Origin of the sequence: Agathobaculum desmolans ATCC 43058 (assembly GCF_000701665.1) — a bacterium.
Taxonomy (GTDB): Bacteria; Bacillota; Clostridia; order Oscillospirales; family Butyricicoccaceae; genus Agathobaculum; species Agathobaculum desmolans.
Window position 1 is genome coordinate 1 of sequence record NZ_JNJN01000038.1, and the last position, 12,816, is coordinate 12,816.

Genomic DNA, 12,816 nt, shown 5'->3' on the forward strand with positions numbered 1-12,816 from the left:
TTTGAACCCATTGATACAATAGTCTATCTTGAATACCGGCCTCGATTGCCACTGACACACAGGATTTCCCGGACATTACTTGGGATACTAGTTCTAGCCGTTCTTCTGGTGTCCAGTTCCTATTGAAATTTTTGTGTTTCAGTGCTTCTGGACCGCGGCTATCCTCTGTTCTTACCCATAGTCTCACTTTATCTCGAAAGGATTTATCGCTAATACCTTCTGGCGTTTCTGGCCATTTTCCTTCTCGATACATTTCTACACATTTCCTTTTATACTCATATGTGTACCGCATAATAATACCCCCTCTACTGGGTGTCCAGTAAAGGGGGTACATATCACACATGAAGCTGCGCTTGAGACTGTCGAAAAACTTCGTTTTTCCGACAATCTATGTTTGGACTACGCCAAACATACGCGAGAAAAAAGTTCCTGCACAGAAACTTTTTTCTCGCTCAAAGTATAAACAGTCAGGCACATGTCCTGACTGTTTATGCATTTGCGCTGCAAATGCTGCTTGATGCGCGCCGCCACGCGTATTGCTGACGCTCATCAACAAAATACTTTTTCGACAAGTTAAAACGCAGTTGCCCACATGCAACTGCGCTTCAGCTTTTGCGCTTTCCGCTCCGCCGTACCGGCGCTTTGCCAATCCGATCGGGAAGAACGCATTTTTTCTCTTCGGTCAATCATCACCGTTTTGCTTCGGCGCACCCTTCAGCGCCGCCTGTTTGCAGCGGAAGCGGCCATGCACCGCACGGACTGTACCGCGCGGTGACACCGGCAGCCGAATCCCGAAGATGAGCTTGGTCACCCACAGGAAGAATAGCAGCACCGCAACCGGCAGCACACAGCTTGTGATGATCAGCACCGCGACCGCATCCACAAACCGGCTGAGCATCTGCTCGGCCTTGTCCACCGCACTGGCAATACTGCCGCTCACGCTCTCACCAACCTGTGACAGCCAGCCGCCGCGGCCATCTGTCTCCGCAGAAGTGCTGTCCGCCTGTCCGGCATCGGCTGCATCAGCAGCCTGCTGCACGGCATCAACCGTTTTCTGCGTATCAAAGGTCTGCTCCATCAGTGCGCTCACCTGCAAACTGGCCGGCACGGTCAGGCAGATGATCAAGCCGAATACCGTCAGCCGTGCGGCAAGCCGCAGCAGCACCGCACGGCGGCAGAACAGCCAGGCAATCGTCAGCCCGCATGCGATCGGAATGAGGTACTGAAAGGTCACCAGACAACTCATCGTCAGTAGGAATTTTTCCAGCAAAATCGCACCGACCACCAGCAGAAGGTAGGTTGCCATTTCCGCAATCTGGTTGGCGATCGGCGTGGTCGCATCACCCGGGATAGCCGAAACGGCGATCGACCCGCCGGCTACCGCCGCTGTCAGTTCGGTAACCGTCACCTTCTTTTCGTCCAGCGCAGCGATCGAAGCTGCGTGAAATGCCGGATCGGACAGCCGTCCCGCCAGCACAAAGGCGGACAGCAGCGCCGCCACAACCAGCGCCGCCACCGCAATGCCCTTTTTGACATTAGGGCTGATGCTTTTCATATATCTCCTCCTTGCATATTCAAAGCGCAATCTCCGGCCCCAACGCGACCATACCGTCCGCTGCGCCTTCTGTAACACCCATATTATCTGCCGAAGCCGCAGGTATTGGACACGCCGGCACCTCTGCCTTTGAAAACGCGTCATATGCATACTTCCAACGCTTATTTTGCACGATACCGCTGTTTGCCGTCACCGCATCCGCACGCTGCCGTTTGCGGCGCTGCTCCTTCTGTGCCTGACGCAAACGACCCGCTTCTTCTTGCTTCTGCTCCCGTTCAGCACGTTTTTTCTTCGCACTGATAAGTTGTTCCGCCTGCAGGCGGCTGATTTTCCTCGTGGCACGCTGCAGCAGCGTGCGCAGCGATCGGATCGCGCGCCGCGCCTGCGCAGCATTCCCGCCGGAGGATATGGCCTCACCCTGCAAGCTGTTAATGGTGCCATTGATATCCGAAATCAGCAGATGAACCTGACTCACGTTCACTGCGCGTGCCAGCCGATGATACTTGTTTTTGGTTGAATAGTTCCGCAAATTGACAGGGAACATCGGCTTTTTCTGCTCGGCAGGCTTGTTCATCTCTGCAAATCTGTGCAGCAGTTGCCTTGCCTTTTCCATCTGCTCTGCCGCCGGCGATTTTTCAAAATACTTCCAGTTTTGTGCCTGCTCCCCGGTTACATATACTCCTGTAATATCCGATGCCTGAAGCGTACGCAGCAATCGCATCAGCGTTGCACAGCCCTTCTGAAATTCCTCTGGTCCGCATGCCATTTTTTCCAAAAAACTCGGGTCAATTACCAAATGCTTGCCACTCCCCAGTCCAGCCGCAAGCTGCCGCAGTGCATCTTCCCCTTGCACGCTTCCGGTTACAATCGTAACAGCGGGGAAGCTGTCGCACAAGCTGCTCAGCACCTGATTGACCGCACGCGTCCAATCCGTCTGCCGCCAATCCTCCTGCAATATCAGCATATCCTGCTGCATACCATCCGCAGCAGCCCGCACATGAGACATTTTATCCCCGCTCCGCACCTGCTGTTCTGAGGCCCGATAAGGCATTTGCATCCGTCCAATCCGCTCCACCACCCGTGATCCCTCCATTCTGCAGTGCTGTCGGTTTCATTCCCTTATATGTAACTATCCGACCAAACAGGAAAAAAAGTAATAGGCAACTTGGACAATTTTCAAACACATTTTCATATTCATCCCATAACAGCTAAGTGCGCCGCAGGTCAGCCTGCCTGCGGCGCACAGCTTACCGAACAAATCTTTCTGACGAGTATCAGAAAACACACACGAAAGCGTGCATAAGACAGCATTTGCAGCGCAAATGCATAAAAAGTCAGGACATATGCCTGACTTTTTATACTTCTTATACTTCAAGAGAGAAAAAGTTTCCATAGAAATTTTTCCCTCATTCGCATTTGGCGCAGTCCAAACACAGATCGCCGGAAAAACAAAGTTTTTCGACAGCCCCCGCCACCCGCAGGCGGTTCATTTTATACTCTGCCTTAGCCCAGCGCGGCGATGGATTCCTCAAGCTTTGCGAGGTGCTCGCGGAGCTTATCCGCCTTTTCGCGCTCGACCGCGACGACCTTTTCGGGCGCCTTATCGACGAACTTCGGGTTGTTCAGCTTTTTCATGACGAACGCGATGTCGTCCTCCACCTTGGCCTTTTCCTTGGCAAGGCGGGCACGCTCGGCCTCAAAGTCGATCAGATCGCCCATCGGCATATAGAGCTGCGCATCGCCCGTGACGACCGACGCCATCTTGGCGGCATCCTCCGGCACTGCGTCGATCAGCTCGATCTCGGACGCATACGCCAGCTTGGGGAAGAAGCCCGCGCCTGCGGCAAAGGTCTCCTTCTTTTCCGAAAGGATGAGCACCTTGGCCTTTTTGGAGGGCGGCACGTTCATCTCGCTGCGGCGGTTGCGGATGGCGCGCACCGCGTCCATCAGCGTTTCCATCTGCGCTTCCTCCGCGGCAAAGTGCAGCTTTTCATCATATTCCGGCCACTGGGACACCATGACCGACGGTCCCTCGTGCGGCAGCGCCTGCCAGATGGTTTCCGTAATGAACGGCATAAACGGATGCAGCAGCTGCATCGCGCCGGAAAGCACGTAGCACAACACCTTCTGCACATTTTCATCGCCGTTCTGCAGGCGGGTCTTGGCGATCTCGATATACCAGTCGCAGAAGTTATCCCAGATAAAGTCGTTCAGCTTGGAGGCCGCCAGACCCAGCTCGTACTGGTCGATATTGCGGGTGACCTCGGCCACCAGCGTGTTGTACTTGGACACGATCCACTTGTCCTCGATCGCAAGCTCCGCAGGCAGCTCCGCCTTCGCGTCCTTATCGATCGTCAGGTTCATCTGAATGAAACGGGACGCATTCCAGATCTTGTTGCAGAAGTTGCGGCTGGCCTGCACGCGCTCATCCGAGAAGCGCATATCGTTTCCGGGGCTGTTGCCGGTGGCAAGCGTAAAGCGCAGCGCATCCGCACCATACTGGTCGATGATCTCGAGCGGGTCAATGCCGTTGCCCAGCGATTTGGACATCTTGCGGCCCTGCGCATCGCGCACCAGACCGTGGATATACACGGTTTCAAACGGGGTTTCGCCCATGTGCTCCACACCGGAGAAGATCATGCGCGCCACCCAGAAGAAAATGATATCATAGCCGGTAACCAGTGTAGAAGTCGGGTAGAAATATTCCAGCTCCTTGGTCTTTTCCGGCCAGCCGAGCGTGGAGAACGGCCACAGCGCAGAGGAGAACCAGGTATCCAGCACATCCTCTTCCTGACGGACGTTTTTGCTGCCGCACTTCGGGCAGACGTGAATATCTTCCTTGGAAACGGTCATTTCGCCGCAGTCATCGCAGTAGAACGCCGGGATGCGGTGACCCCACCACAGCTGGCGGGAGATACACCAGTCGTGCACATTCTCCATCCAGCGCAGATAGGTTTTGGAGAAGCGGTCGGGCACGAACTTGGTCTTGCCCTCGTTGACAACGTCCATCGCAGGCTTTGCCAACGGCGCCATCTTGACGAACCACTGCGCCGAGGTCATCGGCTCAACGGTCGTGCCGCAGCGGTAGCAGGTGCCGACATTGTGCTCGTGCTCCTCGACCTTGACGAGGTAGCCGCCCTCTTCCAGATCCTTGATGACCGCCTTGCGACACTCGTAGCGATCCATACCCTCGTACTTGCCGCCGTTTTCGTTAACGGTCGCGTCCTCGTTAAACACCAAAATCTGCTCAAGGTTGTGGCGCTGACCCATTTCAAAGTCGTTCGGGTCATGGCAGGGCGTAACCTTAACGCAGCCCGTGCCGAACTCCATGTCAACATACTCGTCACCGAAAATCGGGATCTCGCGGTTCATAATCGGCAGGATGCAGGTCTTGCCGATCAGGTGCTTGTAGCGCTCATCATTCGGGTTGACCGCCACGCCGGTGTCGCCCATAAAGGTTTCCGGACGGGTGGTAGCAACCACCAGCTCGCCCGAGCCGTCCGCCAGCGGGTAACGGATGTGCCACAGCTTACCCGGCTGGGTCTCATACTCGACCTCGGCGTCGGAAAGCGCGGTCGCGCAGTGCGGGCACCAGTTGATGATGCGGTGCCCCTTGTAGATCAGACCCTTGTTATACAGGTTGACGAATACTTCGCGCACGGCCTTGGAGCAGCCCTCATCCATCGTGAAGCGCTCGCGCTCCCAGTCGCAGGACGAGCCGAGCTTTTTGAGCTGCTCGATGATGCGGTTGCCGTACTGGTGCTTCCAGTCCCACACACGCTCAAGGAATTTCTCACGGCCGAGGTCGTAACGGGTCTTGCCCTCTTCCTTGCGGAGGTTTTCCTCCACCTTGATCTGGGTGGCAATGCCCGCATGGTCGGTGCCGGGCATCCACAGGGTCTCATAGCCTTGCATCCGCTTGGTGCGGATGAGGATATCCTGCAAGGTCTCGTCAAACGCGTGACCCATGTGGAGCTGGCCGGTCACGTTCGGGGGCGGAATGACAATCGTATAGGGTTTCTTGTCCGGATTGACCTCGGCATGGAAAAAGCCGGAGTCGTTCCAAAAGCTGTACAGCTTGTCCTCGACCGCTTTCGGGTCGTAGGTCTTGGGCAGTTCGCTCATTGATCTATCTCCTTTTCGCTTTTGATAACAACAATAAAGAGCACGCCATCCCTACAATAGGACGAAGCGTGCTCCGTGGTACCACCTAACTTCGCGGCAAAGCTGCCGCGCACTCGTTGACCCGTAACGTGGGCGGGGGACGGGAGAGCCTGACTGGTTTCAGCCCTCCTGCTCCAAAGCGACCTTCTCCCCGTCTGCCGAAGGGCTTGCACCAAACCGCCCTCTCTCTAAGCGCGCAAAACAGGGATACTCCTCTTTTTCATTGCATTTCACGATTTAACTTTAACAGTATATCCAGAATCAGCGTATTTGTCAAGCAGATCAGGGAAAATGAGCACCCCGCTTGACTTTTTTTCGCACTGTGGTATACTGATAACAGAAAAGGGCGCAGCCAATTGGCGGCTACTTCCTTAGACGATCAAAAGAGATGACCGCTTGCTTGGAAGGCTGAGGCGGTCATTTTCTTTTGCTGATCTGGTATACCAGACTGGCAAATGCAATGAGCATCATACAAAACTGAATCAGTTCCGGATAAGTAATCATCGCACCACCTCCCCTCTAAATGGGATCGGTGGAAGCAGACCGCCAACCGCTGGGATCGGCTGCGCTGAAAACCAAACGGTTTTCCTGCATTTATCATACCACAGCGGGTGCGAAAAAGCAAATAACGCGCGAACCGGCAAGGCTGATGCCTTGCCGGTTCGTTTTTTCATTCCTCGGGCAGCTCGATCGGGCCATGCTCCCTTTCAAAATCGCTGATGCACCGATTGATCAAATGCATCACCTGACCATTGATCGAACGACCTTCATACTGCGACACATATTTCAGCCTTCTTCTCGTCTCATCATCCAACCGCAAGGACAAATGCTTTTTCTTTTCCATATCCGCACCCATAACACATTTATTATGGGTTCATTTTAAGTGCTTTATGTGGTACAATGTTAGAAAAGAACCCATAACGGGTTCTTAAATTCTTAGGAGATGATTTACATGGATGAACTCAACTACAAAGCTGCCTATCTCTATCTGGTGGGGGCGGTCGATGATGTGATCCGGTCGATCGAGTGCGACGGGGCGCAGACCGAGCCGTATTTCCTCCTTGCGCGCCTGCGGCAGGCTCTCGCCGCCGCAGAGGAACGCGCCATCGGATAAAACCGCCGCAGCGCCGCTGTCCCGTCTCCTTTTTGTAACTTGTTCCCGGTGTTTTATATGCTATACTGGTGGTAAAGAGGTGAGCCTGATGCGCAAAAAACTGCGTACCCTGCTCTGCACCGCACTTCTGCTGCTGTGCGCACTGCCGGTAACGGCGGGAGCCGATACCGGTCCCAAGGACAAGGCGACCATCTATCTGGTTCATCCACCCGCGGGGAACTATTACATCGACCTGCTCTATGTCAGCGACGATACAAGCAGCCTGTATGACCGCAACCATTATGACAGTACCGCCGGTACAAACGGCGCGCAGCTCCGCCCGGCCGATCAAGCCGTGCTGCGCGATGCCGCCCCCGACGGATGGACATTCGTTATACTGGACGGCACGCCCGCACCGACCTGGGCGCAGATCGACAACGAGAACCACATCATCGAGTACCGCTATTTTGGTGTGCCGGATGCGTTCCGCGTGATCCTCGCAGGGGAAAACGGCGTGCAGGTCAGCGAACCAATCGGGCGCACGATGCTCCAGCAGTCCTTTTATTATGACTGCGCGTCCAACACGCTGACACCTACCGGATCGGCGCTTCACTCCTATGCCAAGCAAATCGCGTCCACCCTGCTTCCGACGCTTCTGATCGAAGGGCTGCTGCTGCTCCTGTTCGGTTTTCCGCTCAAACGCAACTGGAAGGTTTTTCTGCTGACCAACCTCAGCACGCAGGTGCTGCTGACCGCCACGCTGGGAATTTTAGCAATGCAAGGCCAGCTTTTGCTCGCGGATTTGCTGTTTTTGCCGGTCGAGCTGGTGATTTTCATGCTCGAAGCACTGATCTACCGGCGCCGTCTGCATACCGACCAGCCGAATCCGCATCCCGTTGTCTATGCGCTGGTCGCGAATAGCCTCAGCGGTATATGCGGTATGGTCAGCCTGCACCTGCTGCTGGATTTGGTGATGCTCTGACAGAAAGGCATGTTTGCACATGAAACGCAGAAAAACGATAATACCCGCCATTCTCATCATCGCAGTGCCCATCCTCACCGCGGGCTTTGCATGGCGGACGGCTGGCAGATGGCAAGTCATCCATACCGAAGCGCGCACCGCACATATGGCACAGGTCGAACACACCGTACCGGACGGCATCCTGCAAGTGCAGGAGCTGCTTGTCCGGCCTGCCAAGCAAAGCGGCGTGACCCTGCACCGCGCGGCGTACTATCCGCAAGCGGAAACGCTTGTATGCTTTTTCGAGGGTGAAGATCCCAACCGGGACATTTATCCGGCAGCGCTGCCCAATGTAAATCCTACCATCCTGCCGGAGAAACACGGCATCACCGTCAAGATTTTTGAGAACGTGCCGCCCGAGGCGCTCTCCGGCGGCGTCACAGTGGAGCTGACCGACTGGCAGTTTGAAAGCTGCCGTCCCGTCACCTTTGTATTTGATCGCTGATTTTGCGCAATCCCCCCTTGCATTTGCCGCAAAACTGTGTTTTAATAGAACTGTTACCTGCGATGAACAGGGAAAGTAGCACCATCCCCCTCTTTTCAGAGAAGGCGGCCTTCGGCTGTGAGCCGCCCAAAGAGACCTGATGTGAAGTTCCCCTGCGAGCACCGGCGCTGAACGGCTTTTCCCAGTAGGCGCAGGCGGCATAACGCCACGTTACCGGCGTTCAATGAGTGCCCGGCGCTGTCCGGGAATCAGGGTGGTACCACGGAAGTGTTTTACGCCTTTCGTCCCTATCTGCGGGACGGAAGGCGTTTTCTTTGTATAGGGGGTATCCCATTCCCCCTATATACGGAAGCCGGTTCCGAGGAAACCGGCTTCCGATACCCCCGGACGCCGTCCAAGACGGCTGGGTCGGGGTATCAAAACCGTGATACATGGCCCAGGCCACCTTCTCTTGACGCTTCGCGTCAATTCACCTTGTGCTCCCGGTTTTGATGGTTTTACAATGCAAAACCTATTTCATGCGCGCTGCTACGCGCAAGCCTTCGTTCCAACAAAATTCCATTCCAAAAGGAGAATGAAACCATGAAAGAAAAGCTGCAAGGCATTTTGCAGGCCGCCAAGGATCAGCTTGCCGCCGCCGCGGACGCCCGCGCGCTCGATGAGGCACGCGTTAAGTTCCTCGGCAAAAAGGGTGAGCTGACCGCCCTCCTCAAGGGCATGAAGGACGTTGCCGCGGAGGAGCGTCCGGTCGTCGGCCAGCTCATCAACGATGTCCGCGCCGAGATCGAAACCATCATTGAAAAGCAGAAGCAGGCCATCGAGCAGGCCGCACTCGCGCACAAGCTCGAAGCCGAAACCATCGACGTTACCCTGCCGGGTGAGGAAGTCGTCATCGGCAAAAAGCACCCGCTCAACATCGTGCTCGATGAATTCAAGGAGATCTTCCTCGGTCTGGGCTTCTCCATCGCGGACGGCCCCGAGGTCGAGCTGGATCACTACAACTTTGAAGCGCTCAACATCCCGAAGGATCATCCCGCGCGCGACACGCAGGACACCTTCTATATTTCGGACAATGTCGTGCTGCGCACCCAGACCTCGGGCATGCAGGTGCGCGTGATGGAAAAGCGCAAGCCGCCGATCCGCATCATTGCGCCCGGCCGCGTATACCGCTCGGACGCGGTGGACGCGACCCACTCCCCGCTGTTCCACCAGATCGAAGGTCTGGTCGTCGATAAGGACATCCGTATGTCCGACCTAAAGGGCATTTTGGAGCTGTTCGCCAAAAAGCTCTACGGCGAGGATACCGTCGTCCGTTTCCGCCCGCACCACTTCCCGTTCACCGAGCCGAGCGCCGAAATGGATATCCAGTGCTACCGCTGCCACGGTGAGGGCTGCCCGCTCTGCAAGGGCGAGGGCTGGATCGAGATCCTCGGCTGCGGCATGGTGCATCCCAAGGTGCTGGAAATGAGCGGCATCGACCCGAACGAATACTCGGGCTATGCCTTCGGCATCGGTCTGGAGCGCATGGTCATGGGCCGCTTCAAGATTGATGATATCCGCCTGTTCTATGAAAATGACGTGCGGTTTTTGCATCAGTTCTAAAGAAGTATAGGGGGTATCCTATACCCCCTATATACAAAATCAGGTTCCGATGAAACCTGATTTTGATACCCCCGGACGCCGCCCAAGGCGGCTGGGTCGGGGTGTGCCAAGTCAGGCGCATGTCCTGACTTTGCACGGAAACGGCAAGGCCGTTTCCTGATGGAATGCCGCGCTGCGCGCGGGCCGCTGCGGCGGGCCAAAGGCTCGCCACGCCGTAGGGCGTGGCTGTCTTGCGGACGCGCGAGACGCGGATCATTCTACATTGTTCTCTCAATTCCAATCACGATAAGGAGTAAGTTGTCATGAAGCTTCCGCTTTCCTGGCTGAAAGATTATACCAACATCGACGGCGTCACCCCCAAGGAGTATGACGCCCGCCTTACCATGTCCGGCTCCAAGGTCGAGGAGGTTTACTACCTCGGCGCAGAGATCGACAACGTTGTGACCGGCAAGATCCTGTCGGTTGTTGACCATCCGGACTCCGACCATCTTAAGATCTGCCAGCTCGACGTCGGTCAGGGTGAGCCCGTGCAGATCGTCACCGGCGCGCCCAACGTCACCCCGGACTCCGTGGGTGAGGTTTGCCCGGTGTGCCTGCACAAATCCACGCTGCCCGGCGGCGTCAAGATCACCAAGGGCAAGCTGCGCGGCGTGCCCTCCAACGGCATGATGTGCTCGTTCCAGGAGCTGGGACTGAGCCACGGCTGCGTACCCTATGCCTGTGAAAACGGCATCCTGTTCCTGCCGGAAGGTACGCCGGTCGGCGAGGATATCAAAAAAGTGCTCGGGCTTGACGATTGGGTCGCGGATTTTGAAATCACCTCCAACCGTCCGGACTGCCTGTCGGTCATCGGCCTTGCGCGTGAGACCGCCGCAGCCTTTGACCGCCCGTTTGCCGTGAAAACGCCCGTTGTCCACGGCTGCGGCGGCGATATCCGCACGCAGATGTCGGTTGAGGTGCGCGACCCCGATCTGTGCCCGCGTTACACCGCACGTCTGGTCAAAAATATCAAGATCGAGCCGTCTCCCGCGTGGATGCGCGAGCGCCTGCACGCCTGCGGTGTGCGCCCGATCAACAATATTGTTGACATCACCAACTATGTCATGCTGGAATACGGCCAGCCGATGCACGCGTTCGACTACACTTGCCTGTCGGACGGCAAAATCGTTGTGCGCCGCGCACGAAACGGCGAATCTATCCAAACGCTGGACGGCGTGGACCATGACCTGACCGACAGCATGCTCGCCATCTGCGACAATGATAAGCCGGTCGCTGTTGCGGGCGTGATGGGCGGCGCCAACTCCGAAATCGAGGAAGACACCCGTACCGTCGTGTTTGAGTCTGCCTGCTTCCACGGCGCCACCGTCCGCGTGACCGCCAAGGCGCTCGGCATGCGCACCGAGGCTTCCGGCCGCTTTGAAAAGGGACTGGACCCGCGCATGACGCTTGATGCGGTCAACCGTGCGTGCGAGCTGGTCGAGCAGCTCGGCGCCGGCGAAGTCGTGGACGGCGTGATCGACGTAGACCACTCCGATCCCGCGCCGGTGCGCCTGCCCTTCGAGCCGGAGCAGATGAACGGCCTGCTCGGCCTGAACCTGTCCGCCGCGGAACAGCAGGCCTGTCTGGAAAAGCTGGGCTTTGCCGTGGAAAACGGCGAGGTCATCGTACCCTCCTTCCGCACGGATATCGCGCGCATGTGCGACCTTGCCGAGGAAGTGGCGCGTATGTACGGCTACGACAAGATCCCGACCACGCTGTACGCGGGCGAGATGGTACAGGGTGAATTCACGCCCAAGCAGCAGGCCGAGCGCGCAGCCTCGCTCATCTGCCGCGAGGCCGGCTTTGACGAGGCGATGACCCACTCGTTCATCTCTCCCAAATTCTACGATATGATCGGCTGGGCGGAAAACGATCCGCGCCGCATCTCGACCACCATCCTCAACCCGCTTGGCGAGGATTTCAGCATCATGCGCACGACCGTGCTGCCCTCCATGCTGGATTCCCTGGCGCACAACCACGCGCACCGCAACCCCACCGCTTCGCTGTTTGAGATGGGCACGGTCTACCTGCCGGTCATCCGGGACGGCAAGGCCGATCCGGACGTGCTGCCGTGCGAGCAGAAGGTGCTGACGCTCGGCACCTACGGCCGCCTGTCCTTCTTCCAGTTCAAGGGCGTGATCGAAGCGCTCTGCCGCGAGCTGAACATCAAGGGGCTGCAGTTTGCGCCGCAGAAGAACAACCCGTCCTACCACCCCGGCCGCTGTGCGGACGTTCTGGCCGGCGGCGAGGTTATCGGCGTATTCGGCGCGATCCATCCGACCGTGGCGGCGCGTTACGGTCTGTCCGGCGAGGTGCTGACCGCCGAGCTGCAGTTTGAAAAGCTGTTTGCCGCCATCGAGACCGAAAAGCTGTATCATCCGCTGCCCAAGTTCCCGGCTTCCACCCGCGATATCGCGGTGCTGGTCGATGACAGCGTACCCGCTGCCGCCATGCAGGCCGCGATCGAACAGGCCGCCGGCGCAATCCTCGAAAACGTCAAGCTGTTCGACGTTTATAAGGGCAAGGGCATCCCGGAGGGCAAAAAATCCGTCGCCTATTCGCTGTCCATGCGCGCGGCAGACCGCACACTGACCGACGAGGAATGCGACAAGGCCATGAAGAATGCGCTGGCTGCACTGGAAAGCAGCTTCGGCGCTGTGCTGCGCGGCTGATCCTCCGCTGCACGCACCCTTTTCATCCGAAAATACCATTTCAGGGCAGGCCATAAAGCCTGCCCTGCGCTTTTGTTCTTTTGCAAGACCGCGCGTTTCTTTTGTTTCAGCACGCTGTACGCCAGTCACAAAAATTATTTTGCGCATCCCTCGCAGAATTTTTCCCTTTTGCGGGAGCGAACCCCGTTCCCCGTGCATCTTAATAGTGTCCGGACTCAAATGAAA

Annotated in this window: 10 protein-coding genes and 2 other annotated features; of the genes, 5 read left to right on the plus strand and 5 right to left on the minus strand. The window is 56.9% G+C overall.

Annotation, left to right across the window (positions count from 1 at the left end; genetic code table 11):
• The 5 genes from T363_RS0109955 to T363_RS16390 form a co-directional block, all read right to left on the minus strand.
• Positions 1–253, minus strand: a 253-nt coding sequence (locus T363_RS0109955) for a transposase (protein ID WP_242840260.1), incomplete at its 3' end; no start/stop codon positions are given.
• A gap of 429 nt (positions 254–682) precedes the next feature.
• Positions 683–1,555: a hypothetical protein gene (locus T363_RS0109960; protein WP_031475460.1), complete on the minus strand. Its 873-nt coding sequence runs from the start codon at positions 1,553–1,555 to the stop codon at positions 683–685.
• Positions 1,556–1,574: 19 nt separating this feature from the next.
• Positions 1,575–2,633, minus strand: a complete 1,059-nt coding sequence (locus T363_RS0109965; RefSeq protein ID WP_031475462.1) for a hypothetical protein — start codon at positions 2,631–2,633, stop codon at positions 1,575–1,577.
• A gap of 425 nt (positions 2,634–3,058) precedes the next feature.
• Complete coding sequence (locus tag T363_RS0109975; RefSeq protein ID WP_031475464.1) at positions 3,059–5,680, minus strand: valine--tRNA ligase; 2,622 nt, start codon at positions 5,678–5,680, stop codon at positions 3,059–3,061.
• A 54-nt stretch (positions 5,681–5,734) separates the two neighbouring features.
• Positions 5,735–5,952, minus strand: a binding site (T-box leader).
• Positions 5,953–6,389: 437 nt separating this feature from the next.
• On the minus strand, positions 6,390–6,563 hold the full coding sequence (locus T363_RS16390) for a hypothetical protein (protein ID WP_169737578.1): 174 nt from the start codon (positions 6,561–6,563) through the stop codon (positions 6,390–6,392).
• Between the two features lie 108 nt (positions 6,564–6,671).
• Between T363_RS16390 and T363_RS16050 the strand changes: the two genes are divergently transcribed.
• From T363_RS16050 to pheT, 5 genes are all read left to right on the plus strand, one after another.
• A complete protein-coding gene (locus tag T363_RS16050) occupies positions 6,672–6,833 on the plus strand; it encodes a hypothetical protein (protein ID WP_154658789.1) in 162 nt (53 codons plus the stop codon).
• A gap of 88 nt (positions 6,834–6,921) precedes the next feature.
• Positions 6,922–7,794: a hypothetical protein gene (locus T363_RS0110000; protein ID WP_031475468.1), complete on the plus strand. Its 873-nt coding sequence runs from the start codon at positions 6,922–6,924 to the stop codon at positions 7,792–7,794.
• A 19-nt stretch (positions 7,795–7,813) separates the two neighbouring features.
• Positions 7,814–8,278, plus strand: a complete 465-nt coding sequence (locus T363_RS0110005; RefSeq protein ID WP_031475470.1) for a hypothetical protein — start codon at positions 7,814–7,816, stop codon at positions 8,276–8,278.
• A 53-nt stretch (positions 8,279–8,331) separates the two neighbouring features.
• Positions 8,332–8,570: a binding site (T-box leader), on the plus strand.
• A 290-nt stretch (positions 8,571–8,860) separates the two neighbouring features.
• A complete protein-coding gene (gene pheS / locus T363_RS0110010) occupies positions 8,861–9,880 on the plus strand; it encodes a phenylalanine--tRNA ligase subunit alpha (RefSeq protein WP_031475472.1) in 1,020 nt (339 codons plus the stop codon).
• A 302-nt stretch (positions 9,881–10,182) separates the two neighbouring features.
• Positions 10,183–12,591 (plus strand): phenylalanine--tRNA ligase subunit beta, encoded by a 2,409-nt coding sequence (pheT, locus tag T363_RS0110015; RefSeq protein ID WP_031475474.1) that lies wholly within the window; start codon positions 10,183–10,185, stop codon positions 12,589–12,591.
• The last annotated feature ends 225 nt before the right edge of the window (positions 12,592–12,816 follow it).